The 22,304-nt window shown below is 71.7% G+C and carries 18 protein-coding genes; 7 read left to right on the forward strand and 11 right to left on the reverse strand.

Annotation, left to right across the window (positions count from 1 at the left end):
• Positions 1–111: 111 nt before the first annotated feature.
• The 4 genes from JOF37_RS11395 (at position 112) to JOF37_RS11410 (ending at position 4,770) form a co-directional block, all read left to right on the forward strand.
• A complete protein-coding gene (locus JOF37_RS11395) occupies positions 112–1,254 on the forward strand; it encodes an aminotransferase class III-fold pyridoxal phosphate-dependent enzyme (RefSeq protein ID WP_210006924.1) in 1,143 nt (380 codons plus the stop codon).
• A gap of 83 nt (positions 1,255–1,337) precedes the next feature.
• Complete coding sequence (locus JOF37_RS11400) at positions 1,338–3,002, forward strand: circularly permuted type 2 ATP-grasp protein (RefSeq protein ID WP_210006925.1); 1,665 nt, start codon at positions 1,338–1,340, stop codon at positions 3,000–3,002.
• The gene (locus JOF37_RS11405; RefSeq protein ID WP_210006926.1) at positions 2,996–3,928 is read left to right on the forward strand and encodes an alpha-E domain-containing protein; all 933 of its coding nucleotides are present in this window, start codon (positions 2,996–2,998) and stop codon (positions 3,926–3,928) included. The genes JOF37_RS11400 and JOF37_RS11405 overlap by 7 nt, the downstream gene beginning before the upstream one ends.
• On the forward strand, positions 3,925–4,770 hold the full coding sequence (locus tag JOF37_RS11410; RefSeq protein WP_210006927.1) for a transglutaminase family protein: 846 nt from the start codon (positions 3,925–3,927) through the stop codon (positions 4,768–4,770). The genes JOF37_RS11405 and JOF37_RS11410 overlap by 4 nt, the downstream gene beginning before the upstream one ends.
• A 68-nt stretch (positions 4,771–4,838) precedes the next feature.
• Here JOF37_RS11410 and JOF37_RS11415 read toward each other — a convergent pair whose 3' ends face one another.
• The 7 genes from JOF37_RS11415 to JOF37_RS11445 form a co-directional block, all read right to left on the reverse strand.
• Entirely contained in the window at positions 4,839–5,018 is a 180-nt protein-coding gene (locus tag JOF37_RS11415) for a hypothetical protein (RefSeq protein WP_210007851.1), read from the reverse strand.
• A gap of 172 nt (positions 5,019–5,190) precedes the next feature.
• Positions 5,191–6,624 carry a rhamnulokinase gene (locus tag JOF37_RS11420; RefSeq protein WP_210006928.1) on the reverse strand — a complete coding sequence of 478 codons (1,434 nt, stop codon included), beginning with the start codon at positions 6,622–6,624 and terminating at the stop codon, positions 5,191–5,193.
• A 97-nt stretch (positions 6,625–6,721) separates the two neighbouring features.
• Positions 6,722–8,758: a bifunctional aldolase/short-chain dehydrogenase gene (locus tag JOF37_RS11425; RefSeq protein ID WP_210006929.1), complete on the reverse strand. Its 2,037-nt coding sequence runs from the start codon at positions 8,756–8,758 to the stop codon at positions 6,722–6,724.
• Positions 8,759–8,786: 28 nt separating this feature from the next.
• A complete protein-coding gene (locus JOF37_RS11430; RefSeq protein ID WP_210006930.1) occupies positions 8,787–9,632 on the reverse strand; it encodes an alpha/beta hydrolase fold domain-containing protein in 846 nt (281 codons plus the stop codon).
• Complete coding sequence (locus tag JOF37_RS11435) at positions 9,629–10,945, reverse strand: MFS transporter (protein WP_210006931.1); 1,317 nt, start codon at positions 10,943–10,945, stop codon at positions 9,629–9,631. The genes JOF37_RS11430 and JOF37_RS11435 overlap by 4 nt, the downstream gene beginning before the upstream one ends.
• Positions 10,942–12,108 carry an L-rhamnose isomerase gene (gene rhaI, locus JOF37_RS11440; protein WP_210006932.1) on the reverse strand — a complete coding sequence of 389 codons (1,167 nt, stop codon included), beginning with the start codon at positions 12,106–12,108 and terminating at the stop codon, positions 10,942–10,944. Before rhaI ends, JOF37_RS11435 begins: the two co-directional genes overlap by 4 nt.
• Positions 12,105–12,509 (reverse strand): L-rhamnose mutarotase, encoded by a 405-nt coding sequence (locus JOF37_RS11445; RefSeq protein WP_210006933.1) that lies wholly within the window; start codon positions 12,507–12,509, stop codon positions 12,105–12,107. Before JOF37_RS11445 ends, rhaI begins: the two co-directional genes overlap by 4 nt.
• Positions 12,510–12,657: 148 nt before the next feature.
• Between JOF37_RS11445 and JOF37_RS11450 the strand changes: the two genes are divergently transcribed.
• Both JOF37_RS11450 and JOF37_RS11455 read left to right on the forward strand, forming a co-directional pair.
• Positions 12,658–13,665: a LacI family DNA-binding transcriptional regulator gene (locus JOF37_RS11450; protein ID WP_210006934.1), complete on the forward strand. Its 1,008-nt coding sequence runs from the start codon at positions 12,658–12,660 to the stop codon at positions 13,663–13,665.
• A 100-nt stretch (positions 13,666–13,765) separates the two neighbouring features.
• Positions 13,766–16,645, forward strand: a complete 2,880-nt coding sequence (locus tag JOF37_RS11455) for a rhamnogalacturonan lyase (RefSeq protein ID WP_210006935.1) — start codon at positions 13,766–13,768, stop codon at positions 16,643–16,645.
• Between the two features lie 643 nt (positions 16,646–17,288).
• Here JOF37_RS11455 and JOF37_RS11460 read toward each other — a convergent pair.
• Together JOF37_RS11460 and JOF37_RS11465 are read right to left on the reverse strand one after the other, a co-directional pair.
• Positions 17,289–18,635, reverse strand: a complete 1,347-nt coding sequence (locus JOF37_RS11460) for an MFS transporter (protein WP_245338152.1) — start codon at positions 18,633–18,635, stop codon at positions 17,289–17,291.
• Between the two features lie 8 nt (positions 18,636–18,643).
• Positions 18,644–19,114: a MarR family winged helix-turn-helix transcriptional regulator gene (locus JOF37_RS11465; RefSeq protein ID WP_372445459.1), complete on the reverse strand. Its 471-nt coding sequence runs from the start codon at positions 19,112–19,114 to the stop codon at positions 18,644–18,646.
• A 75-nt stretch (positions 19,115–19,189) separates the two neighbouring features.
• Between JOF37_RS11465 and JOF37_RS11470 the strand changes: the two genes are divergently transcribed.
• Positions 19,190–20,035, forward strand: coding sequence for an alpha/beta hydrolase (locus JOF37_RS11470; protein ID WP_210006937.1), 846 nt, complete (start codon positions 19,190–19,192; stop codon positions 20,033–20,035).
• A 24-nt stretch (positions 20,036–20,059) separates the two neighbouring features.
• Here JOF37_RS11470 and JOF37_RS11475 read toward each other — a convergent pair whose 3' ends face one another.
• Both JOF37_RS11475 and JOF37_RS11480 read right to left on the reverse strand, forming a co-directional pair.
• Entirely contained in the window at positions 20,060–21,466 is a 1,407-nt protein-coding gene (locus JOF37_RS11475) for an FtsX-like permease family protein (RefSeq protein WP_210006938.1), read from the reverse strand.
• A complete protein-coding gene (locus JOF37_RS11480) occupies positions 21,463–22,215 on the reverse strand; it encodes an ABC transporter ATP-binding protein (RefSeq protein ID WP_210006939.1) in 753 nt (250 codons plus the stop codon). Before JOF37_RS11480 ends, JOF37_RS11475 begins: the two co-directional genes overlap by 4 nt.
• Between the last annotated feature and the right edge of the window lie 89 nt (positions 22,216–22,304).

Genomic DNA, 22,304 nt, shown 5'->3' on the forward strand with positions numbered 1-22,304 from the left:
TTGCGCAACGCGGGCGGCGGTGCTCCGGGTATCCGAAGAAGAACCATAGGACCGCGGTGGAACAATGGTCGCTCTCCGCGCCCGACCCGACGACCGACCCGGGAGATCCGCATGACGACCGCCGACCACGACCCGCGTTCCGCCACCGATCGGACGATCGAGCAGGATCGCCGGCATCGTGCGGGCCGTACCCCCGTGCTGCCCGTCGTCGTCGCGACGGGCGAGGGCGCGTGGGTGACCGACATCGACGGCCGGCGATACCTCGACCTGTCGTCGTCCACCGGCGCGCTGACCTTCGGGCACCGGCATCCGGCCCTCGTCGCGGTCGCCGCCGACCAGCTCACCCGCAGCGCCTTCACGAGCGCGGCCGTCCACGACGACCGGCAGGCCGGCTTCGCCGCCGCCCTCGCCGAGCTGGCGGGAGGCGACTCGGTGCTGTCGGTCGATTCGGGCGACGAGGCGATGGATGTCGCGCTGCGGGCTGCCGCCGCGCGGGCGCAGCGCGACGCCGCACCCGCGTCGGTCGTCGTGGCCGCCGGCTCGCACGAGCCACTCGTCGCATCGGGCGCCCGCACCGTGCCCTTCGGCGATGCCGGGGCGCTCGCCGACGCCCTCGACGACGCGACCGCCGCGGTCGTGCTCGAGCCGGTGCAGGCGGGCGCGGGCGTCGTCGCCGCACCCGCCGGGTACCTCGCCGCGGCGCGCGAACTGTGCGCGGAGCGCGGCGTGACGCTGATCGTCGACGAGACGCGCTCGGGCCTCGGCCGCTCGGGCTCGACCTTCGCGATGGGTCCGGGCGACGGCGTCCCCGACATCCGGTTGCTCGGGCCCGCCCTCGGCGGCGGCATCGTTCCGAGCGCCGCCGTGGTCGGCACGCGGGAGCTCTTGCGGGACGTCTCGGCAACGGCATCCGGTTCCGCGCTCGCCGCGGCGATCGGGCAGCGGGTCGTCGAGATGCTCGGCACGGGGGAGATCCAGACGCGGGCGGCGGCCCTCGCCGAGCACCTCCGCGGACGCCTCGACGCCCTGCCCGGCACCGGCGTGACCGCTGTGCGGACGGCGGGGGTGTGGGCCGGCGTCGACATCGATCCCGCGGTGGGCAGCGCTACCGACATCGCCCGGCGACTCGTGGCTCGGGGCGTGCTCGTCGAGTCGGTGGGGCCGGCGACGATCGTGCTCTCGCCGCCGCTGGTCATCCGTGCGACCGAGCTCGATTGGGCGATCGAGCAGCTGCGGGTCGTGCTCGCGAGCTGAGCCGATGTAGCGCACAGGCGCTGCCACGTCGACACGACGCCGGGAAACATCGCCGCAACACGGCCGCGATTAGGCTCGCACCCATGGGTGACCTGTTCGACGGCTACGGCTCGACGCTGACGCCGCGCAAGACCGTGTCGGGCGTTCCGCCGTTCGACGAGATGTTCGAGGTCTCGGGCACCCTGCCGGCTCCCGGCAGCTCCCGAGCGGCGTACCGCGAGCTGTACCAGGCCCTCGCGCAGATGACGCAGGAGGAGCTGCGCGGACGCACCGAGTCGCTCGCCAGCTCGTACCTCGCGCAGGGCGTCACCTTCGACTTCGCCGGTGAGGAGCGCCCCTTCCCGCTGGACGCCGTTCCCCGCGTGATCGACTACGACGAGTGGTCGCACGTCGAGTCCGGCGTGAAGCAGCGCGTGCGTGCGCTCGAGGCCTTCCTCGACGACGCGTACGGGCACCAGTTCTGCGTGCGCGACGGCGTGCTGCCGGCGAAGCTCATCGCCTCGTCGCAGTACTACTACCGGCAGGCCGCCGGCATCCGCTCGGCCAACGGCGTGCGGATCCAGGTGTCGGGCATCGACCTCATCCGCGACGAGCACGGCGAGATGCGAGTGCTCGAAGACAACGTGCGCGTCCCCTCGGGCGTGAGCTACGTGATCTCGAACCGCCGCGTCATGGCGCAGACCCTGCCCGAGCTGTTCGTCTCGATGCGGGTCCGACCCGTCGGCGACTACCCGAACAAGCTCCTCCAGGCCCTGCGCGCCTCCGCGCCCCCCGGAGTGGACGACCCCAACGTCGTCGTCCTCACCCCGGGCGTCTACAACTCCGCGTACTTCGAGCACACGCTGCTCGCGCGACTCATGGGCGTCGAGCTCGTCGAGGGCCGCGACCTGGTGTGCTCGGGCGGCAAGGTCTTCATGCGGACGACGCGCGGCCCGCAGCGCGTGGACGTGATCTACCGCCGGGTCGACGACGACTTCCTCGATCCGCTGCAGTTCCGCGCCGACTCGATGCTGGGCGCGCCGGGGCTCATGCTCGCAGCGCGCCTGGGCAACGTCACGATCGCCAACGCGGTGGGCAACGGCGTCGCCGACGACAAGCTGCTGTACACCTACGTCCCCGACCTCATCCGCTACTACCTCGCCGAGGAGCCCATCCTCAAGAACGTCGACACCTGGCGCCTGGAGGACCCGGACGCGCTCGAAGAGGTGCTCGACCGCCTCGACGAGCTCGTCGTGAAGCCGGTCGACGGATCGGGCGGCAAGGGGCTCGTCGTGGGACCGGATGCCTCGCCCGCCGAGCTCGAGCAGCTGCGCCGCAAGCTCCTCGCCGACCCGCGCGGCTGGATCGCGCAGCCGGTCGTCATGCTGTCGACGATCCCCACGCTCGTCGAGGACGGTATGCGCCCCCGCCACGCCGACCTGCGGCCGTTCGCCGTCAACAACGGCGACGAGGTGTGGGTGCTGCCGGGCGGCCTCACGCGCGTCGCGCTGCCGGAAGGCCAGCTCGTGGTCAACTCGAGCCAGGGCGGGGGCTCCAAAGACACGTGGGTCGTCGGCGGCGACGCGCCGCGCACGGTCGAGTACAGCCAGGGCAACCTCGCCGGACTCGTCGCCGACCAGGCGTCGACCCAGGCGATCCCCATCGTCTACGACGCGCAGGCCGAGCCCGCGCATTCGCCGCAGGATCACGCCGGCGGCCTCAGTGAGCAGCAGGAGCAGCAGCAGCAGACCGGGGGCGCGACGTGCTGAGCCGCATCGCCGAGAGCCTCTTCTGGATCGGCCGCTACATCGAGCGCAGCGACGGCACCGCGCGCATCCTCGACGTCCACCTGCAGCTGCTGCTCGAAGACCCCTGGATCGACGAAGACACGGCGTGCCGGTCGCTGCTATCGGTCATGGGGTCGTTCCCGCCCGAGGGACTCGACTCCGTCACCCGCCAGGACGTGCTGACCCGCCTCGCCGTCGACCGCACCAACCCGTCGAGCATCGCCTACTCGCTGCAGTCGGCTCGCGAGAACGCCCGCCGTGCGCGCGAGATCGTCTCGACCGAACTGTGGGAGACCCTCAACACGACCTATTCCCGGATGCCGCGACGGCTGAACGCCGAGAAGGTGCACGAGTTCTTCCGCTGGGTGCGCGAGCGCGCGGCGCTCGCCGTCGGCGTCACCGACTCGTCGACCAGCCGGGACGAGGCGTGGCAGTTCTTCACCCTCGGGCGCTCCATCGAGCGCACCGACATGACCGCGCGGCTGCTGGCGACCCGGTCGCTGACGGAGGAGTCGGGGCCGTCGTGGACGACGATCCTGCGCTCCTGCGGAGCGTACGAGGCGTACCTGCGCACCTACCGCGGCATGCCCAGCGCCCACAAAGCGGCCGAGTTCCTGCTGCTCGACCGGCTCTTCCCCCGCTCGATCATCCACTCGATCCAGCGCGCCGAGGAATGCATGAGCGCGATCGACCCCGTCGCCGACCGCGTCGGTCACTCCAACGCGGTGCTGCGGGCCCTCGGGCGCATCCGCAACGACCTCGAGTACCGCCCGCTCGGCGAGATCCTCTCGGAGCTGCCCGAGCACATGGACAACGTGCAGAAGGTGACGCGTGAGGCCTCCGAGGCGATCCGCGGCCGCTTCTTCCCCACGGCGGCGGAGCCGAACTGGATCGGAGAGACCTCGTGAAGCGACTACGCATCGAGCACGCGACCGGATTCACCTATCCCGGGGACGTCGCCGCGTCGTACAACGAGGCGCGGATGCTGCCGAGCTCGACCGACAGTCAGTTCGTGCTGAGCTCGCAGCTCGACATCGACCCGACCACGGCCGTGAACCACTACGTCGACTACTTCGGCACGCGCGTCGCCGCTTTCGACGTGCTCGCTGCGCACCGGTCGCTGTCGATCACGGCCCGGTCGCTCGTCGAGGTGCGCCCCCGCCCGATCGAGCACCGATCGTTCTCGTGGGACGAGCTCGCGGCCGAGTCCGAGCGCTCCATTCACACGGTCGAGCAGCTCGGTCAGACGCCGCGCACCGCTCCGCACCCCGAAGTCGCCCAGCTCGCCCGTGAGATCGCCGACGCGCACGGTGAGCCGGGTCCGGCGGCGCACGCCATCGCTGTGGCGATCGGTGACGCGGTGGAGTACATGCCCGGCGTGACCGGGGTGCACTCGACGGCGTCCGAAGCGTGGCCGGCACGTCAGGGCGTGTGTCAGGACATCGCGCACATCACCCTCGGGGCCCTGCGGAGCGTCGGCATCCCGGCCCGGTACGTGTCGGGGTATCTGCATCCGGATCCCGAGGCCGCCGTCGGCGTGCCGGTGACGGGCGAGTCGCACGCGTGGATCGAGTGGTTCGCGGGCGACTGGCAGGGCTTCGACCCCACGAACAACATCGAGATCAGCGACCGCCACGTGCTCGTGGGTCGCGGCCGCGACTACAACGACGTGCCTCCGCTGCGCGGAGTCTTCGCCGGGCCGTACAAGAGCGCACTGCACGTCGCCGTCACGATCACTCGCGAGGCGTAGCCCCGCGACGCGATCGGCGCAAGAACGGCCGGCCCCCGCGAGGGAACCGGCCGTTCTCGAGGCGCCTCTCAGGCGGGCGGATCGCCCGGTTCGAGGGTCTTCAGCATGTCCTCTTCGGCGGCGTTGTCGGCGGTGAGCTCGTCCTCGGTCGTCGTGTCGCCGCCCGTCGGAGCGTCGTCGGTGATGGACTGCTCGGCGCTCGTGTCGTCGTCGTGCCGGTCGCCGGTGGGGGTGTCGTGGCTGCTCATGGACGCGACGTTACGCTCGCGCACCCGGGCCGCGGCACCCCTTGACACCCTCGACGCACGCGGTGCCGATACGCGCGTCGGACCCGCGAGGCCGATGACAACTCGACGTCGCGCCGACGCCCCATGCGCACCGCCGGTCCGACGAACGTCTCGCCGCAAGATCGCGCGGGCCCTATGCGCCGGCGCGGGGCTCGTAACGGCGGGGCTCGTGGGTGCGGGCGACGAGGTCGCGCAGCGACTCGAGTGAGCCCGACACGAAACCCGCAGCGCGGGCCTGCACGAGCACGTTGCCCAGCGCCGTCGCCTCGACCGGTCCGGCCAGCACCGGCATGCCCGAGCGGTAGGCCGTGCGCTGGCAGAGCAGCTCGTTCAACGCGCCGCCACCGACGATGTGGATCGTGCGGACGTCGACGCGACCGAGGCGCGCCGCGGTCGCGACGGCGTCGGCGAAGGCCTGCGCGAGGGACTCGACGATCGAGCGCGTGTACTCCGCGCGGGTGCGGGGCGCCGCGAGATCGTGCTCGGCGCACCATGCGTCGATGCGCGGGGTCATGTCTCCGGGCGCCAGGAACCGCGGGTCGTTGACGTCGAACACGACGCCCTCGGCCTCGCGCGCGGCATCCAGCAGCGTCGGCAGGTCGATGCGGTGACCCTCGCGGCGCTCCCATTGACGCACCGCTTCGCTCAGCACCCACAGGCCCATGACGTTGTGCAGCAGCCGCACCCGTCCGTCAACGCCGCCCTCGTTGGTGAAGTTCGCCTCGAGCGCGGCCCGGGTGAGCACGAGGTGGTCGACCTCGACACCGACCAGGCCCCACGTGCCGCACGAGATGTACGCGGCGGCGTCAGCCTGCATCGGCACCGCCACCACCGCGGAGGCCGTGTCGTGCGACCCGACCGCCGTCACCGGGGTGCCTGCCGCAGCGTCGATCGAGGCGGCGACGTCCGCGCGCAGCGGCGCCAGCGTCTCGCCCGGGGCGATGAGCGGAGGGAGGATGCCGCGGGGCAGACCCAGCGCCGAGACGAGACCGTCGTCCCACGCCGCTTGCAGCACGCGGAGCAGTCCCGTCGTCGAGGCGTTGGTCTGCTCGGCGCGAGCCACGCCGGTGAGCCAGTAGCCGATGAGATCGGGCACGAGCAGGGCCGTGTCGGCGAACGCGAGCACCTCCGGGTCCTCGGCGGCGAGCTGGTACAGCGAGTTGAACGGCAGGAACTGCAGCCCGTTGCGCTCGAACAGCTCGGCGTGGGGGAATCGCGCATGCACCGTCTCGACGCCGCGCGCCGTCCGCTCGTCGCGATAGTGGAAGGGCTCGCCCAGCAAGCGTCCGCGACGCAGCAGGCCGTAGTCCACGGCCCACGAGTCGACGCCGATCGAGGCGATCTCGGGGGTCGACCGGAAGGCCTCGCGCAACCCTCCCAGTACCGAGCCGTACATGCCCACGAGGTTCCAGTGCAGGCCATCGCCCGCGTGGACCGGATCGTTGGCGAATCGCGCGACCGTCTCGGTCTCGAGGGTGTCGGCCCCCACATACCCGACGATGACGCGCCCGCTCGTGGCCCCGAGGTCGACGGCCGCCACATTCCCTGACGCGCTCACGCGCGGCATCCTTCCCGCGAGTGCACGGCCTGTCGCCGAGTGCACGACTTCGGAGCGTGCGGATGCCGTGCACTCGGCGCGAAGCCGTGCATTCGAGTGCCTGCCCTCACCGGAGGAACGCGGCGGCGACGCCGGAGTCGACCGGGATGTGCAGGCCGGTCGTGCGCGAGAGCTCGGGGCCGGTCAGCACGTAGACGGCGTCGGCGACGTTCTCGGGCACGACCTCGCGCTTGAGGATCGTGCGGTTGGCGTAGAACTGGCCGAGGTCCTCTTCCCGGACGCCGTACGTCGCGGCGCGGTTGGCGCCCCAGCCGGCGGCGAAGATGCCCGAGCCGCGCACGACGCCGTCGGGGTTGATGCCGTTGACCCGCACGCCGTGCTCGCCGAGCTCGACCGCGAGCAGCCGCACCTGGTGGGCCTGGTCGGCCTTCGTCGCCGAGTACGCGATGTTGTTGGGCCCGGCGAAGACGGAGTTCTTCGAGGAGATGTAGATGACGTCGCCGCCCATCTTCTGCTCGATGAGTGCCTTCGCTGCGGCCTTCGACACGAGGAACGAGCCCTTGGCCATGACGTCGTGCTGCAGGTCCCAGTCCTTCTCGGTGGTCTCGAGCAGCGGCTTCGACAGCGACAGCCCGGCGTTGTTGACGACGAGGTCGATGCCCCCGAACGCCAGCAGCGTCGCGTCGATCGCGGCCTGTACGCCCTCGGCGTCGGCGACGTTGGCTGCCACGCCGATCGCGACATCCGTGCCGCCGAGCTCGGCGGCGGCGGCCTGCGCCTTCTCGAGGTCGAGGTCGGCGACGACGACGCACGCGCCCTCGGCCGCGAGCCGGGTGGCGATGGCCTTGCCGATGCCGGATGCCGCACCCGTGACGAACGCGATGCGCCCCTGGTGGGTCTTGGGCTTGGGCATCCGCTGGAGCTTGGCCTCTTCGAGGGCCCAGTACTCGATGCGGAACTTCTCGGCGTCCGAGATGGGCGCGTACGTCGAGAGCGCCTCGGCGCCGCGCATGACGTTGATCGCGTTGACGTAGAACTCACCGGCGACGCGTGCGGTCTGCTTGTTCGCGCCGTAGGAGAACATGCCCACGCCCGGGACGAGCACGATGAGCGGATCGGCGCCGCGGATCGCCGGCGAGTCCGCGTCGGCGTGGGCGTCGTAGTACGCCTGGTAGTCGGCGCGGTACTCGGTGTGCAGCTCGTGCAGGCGGGCGATCTGATCCTCGACCGAGGCCGTCGCCGGCACGTCGAGGATGAGCGGCTTGACCTTGGTGCGCAGGAAGTGGTCGGGGCAGCTCGTGCCGAGCGCGGCGAGAGCGGGGGCCTTCTCGGATGCCAGGAAGTCGAGCACGACGTCCGCGTCGGTGTAGTGGCCGACCATGGGCTTGTCGGTCGACGCGATCCCCCGGATGGTCGCGGCGAGGGCTGCGGCCCGGGTGCGACGCTCGGCCTCGGGCAGCGCCTCGAAGCCGGGACGCACGCCACCGAACGGCTCAGCCATGCCGTGCTCGTCGATGTAGGCCTGAGCGGTCGCGATGATCCAGAGGCTGTTCGCCTCGGCCTCGTCCGAGGTGTCACCCCACGCCGTGATGCCGTGCCCGCCGAGGATGCATCCGATCGCCTCGGGGCTCTTCGCCTTGATCTCGGCGATGTCGAGGCCGAGCTGGAAGCCGGGGCGGCGCCACGGCACCCACACGACCTTCTCGCCGAAGATCTTCGCGGTGAGCGCCTCACCGTCGGCGGCGGTCGCGATCGCGATGCCGGCGTCGGGGTGCAGGTGGTCGACGTGGGCGGCATCCACCAGTCCGTGCATCGCCGTATCGATCGACGGAGCGGCCCCGCCCTTGCCGTGCAGGCAGTAGTCGAACGCGGCGACCATCTCGTCCTCGCGCTCGACTCCCGGGTAGACGTTCACCAGCGCGCGCATCCGGTCGAGGCGGAGCACCGCGAGCCCCTGCTCGGTGAGGGTGCCGAGGTCGCCGCCCGATCCCTTGACCCACAGCAGCTCGACGGGTTCGCCGGTGACCGGGTCGGTGTCGGTGCCCTTGGCGGAGGTGTTCCCGCCGGCGTAGTTGGTGTTCTTGGGGTCGGAGCCCAGGCGGTTGCTGCGCGCGATGAGGTCGGCGGCTGCGGCGGAGGTCATGGCTTTCCTTCGGGGTAGGGAGAGGAGGTCAGGATGCGGCGAGATCGGCGAACCGCTGCACGATTCGTGCCATCGATGCCGCGAAGCCCGGATGCTCGGGCCGGTTGAGGTGGCCGTGGTCGGTGCCCGGCTCGACGACGAGGTCGACCCGGCGGCCCGCCGTGCGGAGGGTTGCGGCGAAGACCTCGGCCGACACGCTGAGCTCGTCGATCTCGCTCGTCACGATGAATGTCGGCGGAAACTCGTCGAGCTCGCCGACGTTTGCGAGGCCGGGGACCGCGCCGATGGGTGCTCCGACGACCGGGCCGCCGAGGTAGTTCTCGTACATCGCCCGGACCACATCGGGACCGAACCGGTCGTGCTCCGGGTGCGCGTCCAGCGCGGCGCGCAACGCCAGGCCGGGAGCGGGCTGCACCGCGAGCAGCGTCGGGTAGGCGAGCACCACGAGCGCGGGTGCTGGCTCATCGGAGCCGAGCAGGCGCAGCGTCGCACCGGCGGCGAGGTTCGCACCGGCGCTCGCGCCGCCGATCGCCAGCCGCGACAGGCCGAGCCGGTCGGCGTTGTCGCCGGTCCAGCGCCAGGCGCGCAGGACGTCGTCGGATGCCGCGGGGAACCGGTTCGCGCTCCGGTCGTCGTCCGCGGCGTCGGCGCCGTCCCATTCCGGCGGGATCGGGCTGAGGCGGTAGTCGACCGAGACGACGGTGGTGCCTCGGGCGGCCAGGCCGCGGGCGACGGCATCCGCTTCGGGCATGTCGAGGTCGCCGTACGCGAACCCGCCGCCGTGCATCCAGACCAGGCCGGTGCCGGTCGGCTCGGCGGCGGGATAGACGCGCACGAGTCCGTCCGCCGCACTGTACGGCGTCGGCTCGCTCATCGCTTCACCGGGATGCCGGCGGCGGTGGTCACATGCCGCCCGTAACGCTCGAACTCGATGTCCTCGAGCGACTTGCCCTCGGTCTTCGGCGCCCAGATCGTGCCGATCAGCAGCGCCGCGACGAGCAGGCCGAGGATGATCACGCCGAGGCCGCCGAGTCCGAGTCCCGACAGCAGGACGGGGAACACGAGGCTCAGCAGGCCGACCATGACTCGCGCGAGCATGAAGAGCACGCCCTGCGCGCTCGCGCGGTAGCGCGTGGCGAACAGCTCTGCAGTCCACAGGCCGTAGAAGGCCTGGGCTCCGATGCCGGCCGAGATGCCCCACGCGACCGCGAAGAACAGCAGCGAGAAGAGCCCGGGAGGGGCGTAGATCAGCACGGCCCACGCGACGACACCCAGCGCCGCGCCCCCGAGATAGAGCCACTTGCGCCGGACGCGGTCGCCGTAGCGCATGAACCCGAAGAACGTCGCGGCGGCGGTCAGGGTCCACACGAGCACCTGCAGCAGGTTCTGCTGCATCGGGTCGTGCAGTCCGGCTGCGTCGTAGACGCGCGGCTGGAAGATGCCCGCCTGGCCGGCGACGGTGTTCCACAGTCCGTAGACGCCGATGAGGAAGGCGAGTGCTCCCCAGTTCTTCGGCTCCTTGAGCAGGCCGGCGATGCCGGAGAAGAAGGACGGACGCTCACCCGCGCCGAGGGCGGCCTCACGTTCGCTCTTCCAGCGCCGCGACTCGGGGAGTCCGCGCCGCACCCACCAGGTGACGGCGGCGATGACGAACAGGTGGAAGAAGATCAGGCGCGAGCCGAGCAGGCCGAGCGGGCCGACGATGACGGCGAGCAGGAACCCCGCCGCCGGGCCGATGGACCAGGCGAGCTGCGCCGTGCCCACGTGCGCGGCCCGGTGCTCGTTCGGCGCCTCCTCGGCGATGTAGGTCCACGACGCCGGAACACCGGCACCGACGGCGATGCCCATGAGGATCACGCCGACGAGCAGGACCGCCAGGTTCGGGGCGAAGGTCACCGCGAGCGCCCCGACCATGAACACGATGAGGTCGTACGTGTAGATGAATTTGCGGCCGAGCCGGTCGCACAACGGGCCGCCGATCGCGGCGCCGATCGCCGCGCCGAAAGCGTTCGCCGACAGCGCCGCGACGATCCCGACGACGCCGTCGTCGAACCCGAAGGCCTCTTGCCACAGCGTCAGGCTCGTCGCCAGCGCGATGATCGCGCCGGCCTCGATGTAGTTCGACATCGCGACGGCGATCGTCGCCTTCCAGGCACTCAGGGGACGGCGGCGGCGGGTCGTGCTCATGCGCCCCACCCGGCCTGTGTGCCGCCGACGCGATCGGCTTCGATCTTCTGCTGGTAGCCGGATGCCGCGTAGGCGGCCATCGGGTCGGCGGGCAGGCCCCGCGACTCGCGCCACTCGGCCAGGGCCGAACGCACGTCGGTGTAGAACGCGTCCATGAACACCGCCTGCGCTCCGAGGACGTCGTTCGCTCGCTGGGCCGCGGCCAGGGCGTCGCGGTCGAGGAGGAGGGCGCGCGCGGTCATCTCCTGCACGTTGAGCACCGAGCGGATCTGCCCGGGGATCTTCGCCTCGATGTTGTGGCACTGGTCGAGCATGAACACGACGTCGGGGTTGTCGAAGCCGCCGCCGCGCAGCACCTCGACGAGGATGCGGAACAGCTGGAACGGGTCGGCCGCGCCCACGATGAGGTCGTCGTCGGCGTAGAAGCGCGAGTTGAAGTCGAACGAGCCGAGCTTTCCGAGGCGCAGCAGCTGCATGACGATGAACTCGATGTTCGTGCCGGGAGCGTGGTGGCCCGTGTCGAGGCACACCATCGCGCGCTCGCCGAGGGCGGCCACCTGCACGTAGCTCGTCCCCCAGTCGGGGACGTCGGTGTGGTAGAACGACGGCTCGAAGAACTTGTACTCCAGCACCAGGCGCTGCTCGCCCGTGAGGCGGTCGTAGATCTGCTGCAGCGAATCGGCCAGGCGGTCCTGGCGGGCGCGCATGTCGTTCTGCCCGGGGTAGTTCGACCCCTCGGCCAGCCAGATCTTCAGGTCGCGCGAGCCCGTGGCATCCATGACGTCGATGCACTCGAGGTGGTGGTCGATGGCCTTGCGGCGGATCGCGTCATCCTCGTGGGTCAGGGCGCCGAACTTGTAGTCCTCGTCCTGGAACGTGTTCGAGTTGATCGTGCCGAGTGCGACGCCGAGATCTTCGGCGTGGCTGCGGAGGGCGCTGTAGTCGTCGACCTTGTCCCACGGGATGTGCAGCGCCACCGACGGGGCGAGCCCGGTCACGCGGTTGACCTCGGCGGCATCCGCGATCTTCTCGAACGGATCGCGGGGTGTGCCGGCGGTGGGGAAGACCCGGAAACGCGTGCCGGAGTTGCCGAACGCCCAGCTGGGGAGCTCGATGCCCTGGCGTTCGAGCAGGGCGAAGTGGTCGGGGGAGAGTGCGGTCACGATGCGTCGTCGCTTTCGTCGTCGGGGGTGGGGGAGGCGCCGTCGCGGTCGTCGTCCGCGGCGGCGAGCTGGTCGTGCAGGTTGAAGATCTCGGTGAGCGGGGTCGCCGCTTGATCGGGGCGCCCGTCGAGGCCGACGAAGAAGCGCGCCATCTCGGCTTCCCAGCGGGCAGCGACGGGCGACGCGGCGAGATAGGCCTGCGCCGCCTCGTCGTCGTCGACCTCGTAGTACCCGATGAGGCGGCCGCCGTCGCCGAGGAAGAGCGAGTAGTTGCGGCGCCCGGACGCGGCGATCTCGGCGAGCATGTCGGCCCAGACGGGGGTGTGGCGTGCGACGTACTCGTCGAGCAGGTCGGGGTGGATCTGCAGCGAGAAGCAGACCCGGTGGGCGGTTGCGCTCATCGTCGAGGCTCCTGGTCGGTGCCGACGATGGTGTCGGCGAGGGGATGAATCGTTTCATGCAGGCTAGTGCGTCGTGACGGGCGACGCAACTGGCAAGCGCTTACCGCTTCTGGCGCGCTCGCGAGGCCGGCGCGCTACGGTTGAGCGCATGGCAGTGAGCGTGCGGGATGTCGCGGTTGCGGCATCCGTGTCGGTGGGGACGGTCTCGAACGTCCTCAACAACCCGGCCCGCGTGTCACCCGAGATGGTCGCGCGCGTGCAGCAGGCCATCGCCGACCTCGGCTTCGTCCGCAACGACGCCGCGCGGCAGCTGCGAGCGGGCCGCAGTCGCTCGATCGGGATCGTGGTGCTCGACATCGGGAACCCGTTCTTCGCCGAGGTCGCGCGCGGCGCCGAGACCCGGGCCGCCGAGAGCGGCATGGCCGTGCTGCTCAGCACGAGTGACGAGAAGCCCGAGCGCGAGGCGGCTCACCTCGACCTGTTCCGCGAGCAGCGCGTCAACGGCGTCCTCGTGACGCCGGCGGGGGACGACCTGGGGCGCCTGGACGCGCTGCGTGCCGCGGGGGTGCCGGTCGTGCTGGTCGACCGCGAGGTCGACGACGACGCGTTCGCCTCGGTGTCGGTCGACGACGTCGAGGGCGGGTACCTGGCCGTCGCGCATCTGCTCGCACGCGGACGCCGCCGTATCGCGTTCGTGCGCGGACCGGCGTCGATCCGGCAGGTCGCGGACCGTCTCGAGGGGGCTCGGCGCGCGGTGGCGGAGGTGCCGGGGGCGACGCTCGAGGAGGTGCCGGTGCCCGCGCTGTCGGTGCTGCACGGACGTTCCGCCGGAGAGCGGCTGCGCGAGCGCGCCGGCGACGACCGGGTGGATGCCGTCTTCGCCGCCAACGATCTGCTCGCGGTCGGCGTGCTGCAGGCGTTCTCGGTGCTCGGCCGCGTCCGGGTGCCTGAGGAAGTCGCACTCATCGGGTACGACGACATCGACTTCGCGTCCGCTACGGTCGTGCCGCTCAGCTCGATCCGGCAGCCCGCGCATGAGATCGGTTATCGCGCCGTGGATCTGCTGCTGCGCGGGTTGGACGACCCCGCCGGCGCCTACGAGCGCCGGGTGCGATTCCGCCCGGAACTCGTGGCGCGGGACTCCACCGGAGGCTGACGCTCCCACGCCTGATGAGAGAAACCTCATCAGGCGCGAGAGCCGCGGCGCTTAGGCTCATCCCCATCGCAGGAAAGCGCATTCCGATGGGATTGATTCGATGAAGAACACATTCCGGTCCACCCTGCTCGCGGGCCTCACGGTCGCGACTCTCGCCGCGGGCGGTGTTGTGGTCGCCCCGGCCGCGAGCGCCGAGCCCTCGATGGCGGCAGCGGTTCCCCCCGAGGGGCCTGTGCCCCGGCTCGAGTCGCTCGACCGCGGACTCGTCGCCGCCACGACCAGCGAGGGAGTCTTCCTCAGCTGGCGGCTGCTCGCGGGCGAGGCCAGCGGCGCCGGCGACACGGGGCTGACCGGCACCGACTTCGTGATCTACCGCGACGGCGAGGCGATCGCGACGGTCACCGACAGCACGAACTATCGCGATGCCGGCGGGGATGCGGCATCCGTGTATCGGGTCGCGGCTGTGACCGCGGGGATCGAGGCAGCGCCGAGCGCCGAGGCGCTCGCGGTACGCGACGGGGCGCTCGACATCCCGCTGCAGCGTCCGGCCGACGGCGTGACGCCCGCCGGCGAGGCCTACACCTACGCGGCGAACGACGTCTCAGTGGGCGATGTCGACGGCGACGGTCGGTACGAGCTCATCGTGAAGTGGGATCCCTCGAACGCGAAGGACGTCTCGCAGGTCGGTTACACCGGCAGTGTCTTCGTCGACACCTACACGCTCGAGGGTCGGCTGCTGAACCGCCTCGACCTCGGCGTGAACATCCGCGCCGGCGCCCACTACACGCAGTTCCTCGTCTCGGACTTCGACGGTGACGGCCGATCCGAGACGATCCTCAAGACGGCGCCCGGCACGAAGTCGATCACCTACGCCGAAGACGGCTCGGTGGCCGAGGAACGCTACGTCACGATGCCCGCGGACGACGTCGCGGCCGGTTTCTCGCACGACGACGACTACCGCATGAGCGCCGGCGACTACTACGAGCACCTCGTCGAGATGTTCCGCGGCTGGGCAACGCGCGACGAGGTGGTGTCGGGGCAGTGGCCCGCCACTCTCGAGCAGGCCTTCGGCATCGAGCCGCGCTACGACTATCCGCTGTCGGACGCCGACGCTCGCGCGCTCGCGGACCACTTCATCGACGTCTACGCACCCTCGCGCAGCGGACGCAACGCTCTGCGCGCCTTCGAGGGCTTCATCCTCGAGGGGCCCGAGTACCTCACCGTCTTCGACGGCCAGAGCGGCGCCGAGCTGCAGACCGTGCGGTACGAGCCCGGGCGCGGCGACGACGGCCTGCTGTGGGGCGACTACGCGATGGCGCGGATCGAGCCCGGAAACCGGGTCGACCGCTTCCTCGCCGGCGTCGCCTACCTCGACGGCGAGCGTCCCTCGGCGGTCTTCGCCCGCGGTTACTACACCCGTACGACGATCGCGACCTACGACTGGGACGGCGAGAACCTCGCGCAGCGCTGGTTCGTCGACAGCGGTCACGCCCCCATGAGCAACCCGTTCAACGACGGTCCCCACGGAGTCGACGGCACCGATCCGGTGTACGGCGGCATCACGACGCAGGGCTTCCACAGCTTGTCGGCGGCGGATGTCGACGGCGACGGGCGCCACGAGATCGTCTACGGCTCGGCGACGCTCGACGACGACGGCGGCCTGCTGTACAGCTCGGTCGCCGAGATGCCCGAGGGCTCCGCGACCCCCGGCGAGACGGCGCGCCTCGGCCACGGCGACGCGATGCACGTCGCCGACATCGACCCCGACCGCCCGGGGCTGGAGATCTTCACCGTCCATGAGGGCGGCGCCTACGCCCCGTACGGCAGCGCGCTGCGCGACGCCGCCACCGGTGAGGTCATCTTCGGGGCCTACTCCGGCCGCGACACCGGCCGCGGCATGATCGGCGATGTGCGTCCCGACGTCCGCGGCATGGAGGTGTGGTCGAGCATGCCCGGCGGCACGGAGGCATCCGGACTGCTCAGCGCGCGCGGTGAGGTGCTCGCCGCGGCGACGCCCGGCACCAACCAGTCGATCCGGTGGGCGGGCGACCTCACGACGCAGATCGTCAACGGCAGCGGTACCGCCACGCCGACGATCGACGACGCTGCGCGCGGCACCGTGCTGACGGCATCCGGCACGCTGACCAACAACGGCACCAAGGGCAACCCGGGTCTCGTCGCCGACGTGCTCGGTGACTGGCGCGAAGAGCTCGTCGTCCGCACCGCGGACTCGTCGGCGCTGCGGCTGTATCTGTCGACCGAGGTGACCGCTCACAAGCTCTACACGCTCATGCACGACCCGCAGTACCGCGCCGAGGTCGCCCGCCAGCAGACCGCGTACAACCAGCCGAGCTACACCGGGTTCGCCCTCGGGTCCGACATGGACTTCGCCGGGGTGCCGCTGCGTCCCGCTCCGGCGCCCGTGGCGGCGCCGGGCATCGGCGTCGACTCGGCAGGCGTGAACGTCACGTGGAAGGCGACGGATGCCGGCGCCCCCGCCACCGGCTACACGGTGACACTGCGCTCGGCCACCGGCGAGGCGATCGCGCAGCAGGTCGGAGCCGAGGCGCGGACCGCGCGGTTCGCCGGCGTGCCCGAGGGGGCGTGGACGGCCAGCGTGTCGGCGACCGGCCAGTACGGCGCGGCAGCGGAGTCGCAGCCGTCGGCGACGGCCACGGTGAGCGCCGGTCAGCCGGTGCCGCTGCGGGTCAGCGCACGATCGCAGTGCGTGAACGGATCCGTGCAGGTCGCGGTCCACGCCGCCAACCAGGCGGACGGGCCGGTCGATGTGCGACTGACCGCCGTCGGCGGCGAGCACGCTCAGAAGAAGGTCGCAGCCGGTGCAGCGGCGTACCAGCTGTTCGACTCGAAGCGCGACTCGCTCGTGCCGGGAAGCGCGAAGGTCACCGCCTACCGATGGGTCGACGGCGTCGGCTACCACGCCACCTACGACGTTCCCTACCTCGCCCGGCTCTGCTGACCGCCGGGGCCCGGGGCCGGGGCTGGGGCCGGCGTCGGGGCCGGGGCTGGGGCGTTGCGTCGCGGAGGCGTTGCGTCGCGGTAACTCCTCAGAATCGGCCCCAGCCGCGGCTTCGGGCCGCTGCGGGCACCAGATCCGGTCGATCTTGAGGAGTTAGCGCCGGCTCTCAGCCCAGACCGACCCGCCGACCTGGGCGGCCGACCTGGGCGGCCGGCCGGTTCGGTTGATCGGCCGGTCCCGGAACGGCCCCGCCGGGGCCTGCGGCAGCCGCCGGCTCGGCCATGTCGGCGCACCGGCCCGTCCGTCCTGGCGCTCGCCGTAACTCCTCGGAAGCGGCGAGTCCCCGCGGCGTTAGGCCGCTGTGGCCGCCAGATTGACTCGACTTTGAGGAGTTAGCGCGGGCCGTCCGCTGACACCCGCCGCCGGGCCTGGCCGACCGGCCGGTTCGGTGGCGCGGCGGAGCTGGGGCTAGCAAGCCGACGGCAACTCCTCAAGGTCCGCCATTCGCCGCGGCTGTAGGCCGCCTCAGCCGTCGAATCGGCCCGGGTTTGAGGAGTTAGCGCGGACTCGGTGCCCCGACCCACGCGCCCAACCGACCACCCGGCTGGGCCGACCGCCCGGCTGGGCCGACCGCGCGGCGGGGTCAGCGGGCGGGGCGGGGGCGGCGGGTGTCCGCGGCGGGATCGGGCAGGGGGATGGCGGTGGTTCCGGCGACCTCGTCGCTGAACTCCTCCGGCGCGACGACCGAGATCGGTCGGGTCTCGTCGAGCGCGAGGGCGAACCGGCGCGAGCTCGAGCGGTGCACGCGACCGGACACCAGCATCCACGTCGCGCCGACAGCGAAGGCGAGGAACGCGGCGATCGCCCCGAGCCCGATGGCCGCCCGCGGGCCGAACTGGTCGGCCACCCACCCGACGATCGGTGCGCCGACGGGCGTGCCGCCCATGAGGATCGCCATGTACAGCGCGAGCACGCGGCCGCGGAGTGCCGGGTCGGTCGTGGTCTGCACGTAGCCGTTGGCGGTGGTCAGCGTCGTGACGACCGCGAAACCGGTGAACATCAGCGTGAGGGCGTACAACCAGTACGTCGGCATGAACGCGGAGACCGCCGCGGCCGCCGCGAACAGGCCCGCTCCGAAGATCACCACGCGGATGCGGGCGCGGTCGCGGCGCGCGGCCATGAGCGCACCGGCGAGCGAGCCGATCGCGAGGATCGAGCTGAGCAGACCGTAGCCGTCGGCGTCGCGCCCGAACTCGATCGCCATCGTCGAGGCGAAGATCGGGAAGTTCATGCCGAACGCGCCGAGCAGGAAGACCATCGCGAACGCGACCATGAGGTCGGGGCGTCCGCGGACGTAGCGGAATCCGTCGGCCAGACGCGCCGCACCGGGCGACTGCACCCGCGGGATGAGCTCGCCGGGACGGATGAGGAACAGCGCCACGATCATGGCCATGAAGGTCGCGGCGTTGATGAAGAAGACCCACCCGGTACCGACGGCGACGATGACCACGCCGGCGACGGCGGGACCGATCATGCGGGCACCGTTGAAGGATGCCGCGTTGAGCGCCACCGCGTTGGCGGCGATCTCACGCGCCACGATGTCGGACACGAACGCCTGCCGCGCCGGGTTGTCGAACGCCGAGATCAGGCCGAGCCCGAAGGCGAAGGCGTACATGAGGGGAAGGGTCATCACGCCCTGCAGCAGCAGCGTGCCGATCACCAGCCCGACGAGCAGGAGAGCGGTCTGCGTGACCATGAGCAGCCGCCGCCGGTCGAAGCGGTCGGCGACCCAGCCGGTGACGCCCACCAGCAGAAGCGGGGGAGCGAACTGCAGGGCCATCGTGACGCCCATGGCGCCGGCGTCGTTGTCGGTCAGGCCGGTGAGCACGACCCAGCTGAGGGCCGTCGCCTGCATCCAGGCGCCGACGTTCGACACCAGGGCGCCGATGAACCAGACGCGATAGTTGAACACCGAGAAGGAGCGGAACATGGCTGAGCTCATCGGTCGGCCATCCCCCGCATGATGGCGGCGGCCGCGGCGAGCGTCGCGCGTTCGGCCGGCGTGAGGTCTTCGAGCGCGTGCTCGAGCCACGAGTCGCGCCGACGCGTCGTCTCGACGACGACCGATCGGCCTTCGTCGGACAGCGCGATGTTGACCTTGCGTCGGTCGATGCCGTCGGGGGTGCGCGTGAGATACCCGAGCTCTTCGAGGAAGTTCACGGTGCGGTTCATCGAGGGCGCCGACACGCGCTCGCGGTCGGCGAGCTCGCCGAGGGTGTGGGGTCCGTGCACGTGCAGGTTGGCCAGCACCGCGAACTGTCCGTCGCTCATCGAGTCGATCGCGCGCTGTGCGCGCAGCCGGCGGGCGAGGCGAAAGGTCGCCATCCGCAGGTCGGTCGCCTCGTGTGCCAGGTCGACGGCGGGCGTGGGCGTGGGCATGGGCGCGGAGGCGGGGGGAGAGGTGCTCATCGGTGATCTTTAGCTTAGCTCATTAGTCTTGCTAACGGTCTGGATCGGCCGGATCGCGCACCGTAGAATCTCGGCATGCCCGAGTTCACCGACGCGCACGGGATCGCGATCGTCTACGACGTCCACCCGGCGGCCGGCGCGACCCGCGGTGTCGTCCAGCTGCTGCACGGCGTCGGCGAGCACGCCGGACGCTACCGCGAGGTGATCGCCGTGCTCACGTCAGCCGGATTCACCGTCTACGCGGACGACCACCGGGGTCACGGCCGCACCGGCATCCGGCAGCACGGCGACCCGCGCAAGCTCGGGCGTCTCGGACCGGGCGGGCTGCGCGCCGCGCGCGACGCCTGCGCTCAGCTGACGCGCATCATCGAGCGCGAGAACCCGGGGCTGCCGATCGTGCTGCTCGGGCACTCGTGGGGCTCGTTCCTCGCGCAGATGCTGTTCGACGCCCGCCCCGAGGCCTACGCCGCGGTCGTGCTCGTCGGCTCGGCCCTGCGCTGGCCGGGGTCTCTCAACTCGGGAGCCCTCAACGCGCCGTGGAAAGCGCCCGACGCCAACGGTGTCGAGTGGCTCAGCAGCGACCCCGAGGTGCAGCGGGGTTTCCTCGACGATCCGCTGACGACCACCACTCCGCTGCTGCGGCTGTTCGGCCCGATCGACGCCGTGCGGCTGCTCGGTCGACCGCGGCGCGACCTGGGCGTCGATGTTCCGATGCTGCTCCTCGTCGGCCGCGACGACACGGTGGGCGGACCCCGCAGCGTGCACCGGCTCGCCCACGCCTATCGCACCCGGTCGGGTCTCAGCGACGTGACGACCCTGGTGTATCCCGGCGCTCGCCACGAGATCTTCCAGGAAGCGGTGCGCGGCGAGGTCCACAGCCATCTGCGCGCGTGGCTCGACGCTCGCATCCCGCCCGCCTGAGCCGCACCGGATCGGGTGCCGCGCTCAGCCGGAAGCGCCCCGGCGGATCGCCGTGACGAGCGGCCGCGACGCCAGCAGCGCCAGCGCCACCGCTCCGAAGCCCGCGGCGAACGTCAGCGCGATCACGAGCACGGACAGCGGCGCGATCACCAGGCTGAGTCCGACGATCGGCAGGGCGAGCATCGCCCCGACCGCGGCGCCGCCTGCGGCCGCCCACCGCAGCGGAAGCATGACGGTGATGCGGCGTGCCCGCGCGAGGTCGGCCGGTGGCATGCCGAGCCGATCGAGGCCGATGATGAGGTCGCGGTCGTCGAGCACGGACGCCGCCTGGCTCACGCCCACCGACGCAGCCAGGAGCAGGAACCCGCCGCCCAGTGTCACGAGCACGCCGGTGCGGATGTCGGCGAACAGCGTCATGCCCGGCTCGGCCTCGGCCAGATCGGCGATCGCGATGCCGCTGCCGCCGACGACCGCGATGAACGAGATCATCGCGATGCTCGAGACGCGTCGCCACGCCGTCGGGGCATGAGCTGCGAGCTCACGGCCCGCGATGAGCTGCGACGCGGTGCGGGCGCGACGCGCGAGGGAGCGGCCGCGCGCCGCGACGATCGGCGCTCCGATGAGATTCACGAGGGCGAGGGCGCCGGCGAACAGGGCCAGGAGCACACCGAGTGAGGCGGCCGGTGCGAGCAGCGCCGAGACGCTGCCGAACTGCGCGACGACGACGCCGACGCCGACGATCCCGATCGCCGCGACGACCAGCACAGCCGTGCGTCGCGGCGGCGCCTGGGTGCGGCGGCGCACGCCGAGCGGGGTCAGTCGCACGCGCCGCAGGCTCGCCGCAGCGCTGAGCGTCGCGATGAGTCCGACGCCGACGACGGCCGCGGCGACGATCGGCCAGCCGGCCCAGACGGCGGCGGCTCCGACCGGACCGCCGAAGAACGGCAGCATCCCGATGAGGGGCAGCGCGGCCGCGTACGCGAGGGCTCCGACGACAGCGCCGGCTACCGCGACGACGGATGCCTCACCGACGGCCATCGCCGACACCTCGGTGTTGGTCGCGCCGAGCAGGCGCAGAGTCGACAGGCGGTCGTTGCGCCGGCGGCTCGACAGGCGCGCCGCCGCGGCACCGAGCGTCGCCGTCGGGATCGCGAGCAGCAGCAGCGCGAGCACGCTGAGCACGCCGTACATGAACGCCGCGTCGCCGGCGCGAGGGTCCGTGAGGAACATCCGGGTGCCGCCCGCCACGGTCAGCAGCAGCGTCGTCGTGACGGCGAAGGCGATGAGCGGCAGCAGGATCGCCGACGAGCCCTGTCGGCTGGGTCGCGACAGCAGCATCGTCAGGGCGATCAGTCGTCGGATGCCGCCGCTCGCGGCACCGGTCGCAGGAAGGCGCGCAGGCGGCGCCGCGGGGCTGACGAACGCGCTCATCGTGTCACCGCCGCGGTGGACGCCGCGGAGCTCGCGCCGCCAGCGGTATGCGGGCCGTCGACGATCCGGCCGTCGCGCATGTGCAGCACCCGGTCGCAGCGCCGGGCGACCTCGGCGTCATGGGTGACGACGACGAGGCTGCGCCCCTGACCCGTGGTGGCGTGGAGCAGCGCGTCGAGCACCTCGGACGAGGTCGTCGAATCGAGCGCGCCCGTCGGCTCGTCGGCGAACACGACCGGCGCGCCCGTGACCTGCGCGCGGGCGATCGCGACGCGCTGCGCCTGGCCGCCCGAGAGCTCGCCGATCCGCCGGTTCTCCATGCCCGACAGCCCGAGGGCGCCGAGCCACGCGGCCGCGTGCGCCTCCGCCGCGGCGCGCGCGGTGCCCACGAGCAGAAGGGGCAGGGCGGCGTTCTCGACGGCGGTGAGCTCGGGCAGCAGCAGGTGGTCCTGGAACACGAACCCGAGGTGACGGCGGCGAACGGCCGAGCGTGCGGCATCCGGCATCCCCACCAGTTCTTCCGGGCCGCTGCCCGGAGCCGTCAGGCGTACCGAGCCCGCGTCGGGCGAGATGATCGCGGCGAGGCAGTGCAGCAGGGTCGTCTTGCCCGACCCCGAAGCGCCCATGATGGCGACGGCCTCGCCCGCGCGAACGGTGAGGTCGACGCGGTCGAGGGCGGTCAGCGATCCGTAGCGCTTCACGAGCCCGCGGGCTTCGAGGACGGGAGCGGAAGAGAGCGGAGTGGTCATGCCCTCCACTCTTCTCAACCGCGGCGTCGGTGTCGTCCACCGCCGGGTGTAGCGGCATCCGTCGTTCGGACGATCCTCGGGGCGTCCCG

Origin of the sequence: Microbacterium imperiale (genome assembly GCF_017876655.1) — a bacterium.
GTDB lineage: Bacteria > Actinomycetota > Actinomycetes > Actinomycetales > Microbacteriaceae > Microbacterium > Microbacterium imperiale.

Coding starts and splice junctions, on each gene's coding strand:
- JOF37_RS11395 (WP_210006924.1), top strand. CDS start 112: ATGACGACCGCCGACCACGACCCGCGTTCCGCCACCGATCGGACGATC.
- JOF37_RS11400 (WP_210006925.1), top strand. CDS start 1,338: ATGGGTGACCTGTTCGACGGCTACGGCTCGACGCTGACGCCGCGCAAG.
- JOF37_RS11415 (WP_210007851.1), bottom strand. CDS start 5,018: ATGAGCAGCCACGACACCCCCACCGGCGACCGGCACGACGACGACACG.
- JOF37_RS11420 (WP_210006928.1), bottom strand. CDS start 6,624: ATGCCGCGCGTGAGCGCGTCAGGGAATGTGGCGGCCGTCGACCTCGGG.
- JOF37_RS11425 (WP_210006929.1), bottom strand. CDS start 8,758: ATGACCTCCGCCGCAGCCGCCGACCTCATCGCGCGCAGCAACCGCCTG.
- JOF37_RS11430 (WP_210006930.1), bottom strand. CDS start 9,632: ATGAGCGAGCCGACGCCGTACAGTGCGGCGGACGGACTCGTGCGCGTC.
- JOF37_RS11435 (WP_210006931.1), bottom strand. CDS start 10,945: ATGAGCACGACCCGCCGCCGCCGTCCCCTGAGTGCCTGGAAGGCGACG.
- JOF37_RS11445 (WP_210006933.1), bottom strand. CDS start 12,509: ATGAGCGCAACCGCCCACCGGGTCTGCTTCTCGCTGCAGATCCACCCC.
- JOF37_RS11450 (WP_210006934.1), top strand. CDS start 12,658: ATGGCAGTGAGCGTGCGGGATGTCGCGGTTGCGGCATCCGTGTCGGTG.
- JOF37_RS11455 (WP_210006935.1), top strand. CDS start 13,766: ATGAAGAACACATTCCGGTCCACCCTGCTCGCGGGCCTCACGGTCGCG.
- JOF37_RS11460 (WP_245338152.1), bottom strand. CDS start 18,635: ATGTTCCGCTCCTTCTCGGTGTTCAACTATCGCGTCTGGTTCATCGGC.
- JOF37_RS11465 (WP_372445459.1), bottom strand. CDS start 19,114: ATGAGCACCTCTCCCCCCGCCTCCGCGCCCATGCCCACGCCCACGCCC.
- JOF37_RS11470 (WP_210006937.1), top strand. CDS start 19,190: ATGCCCGAGTTCACCGACGCGCACGGGATCGCGATCGTCTACGACGTC.
- JOF37_RS11475 (WP_210006938.1), bottom strand. CDS start 21,466: ATGAGCGCGTTCGTCAGCCCCGCGGCGCCGCCTGCGCGCCTTCCTGCG.
- JOF37_RS11480 (WP_210006939.1), bottom strand. CDS start 22,215: ATGACCACTCCGCTCTCTTCCGCTCCCGTCCTCGAAGCCCGCGGGCTC.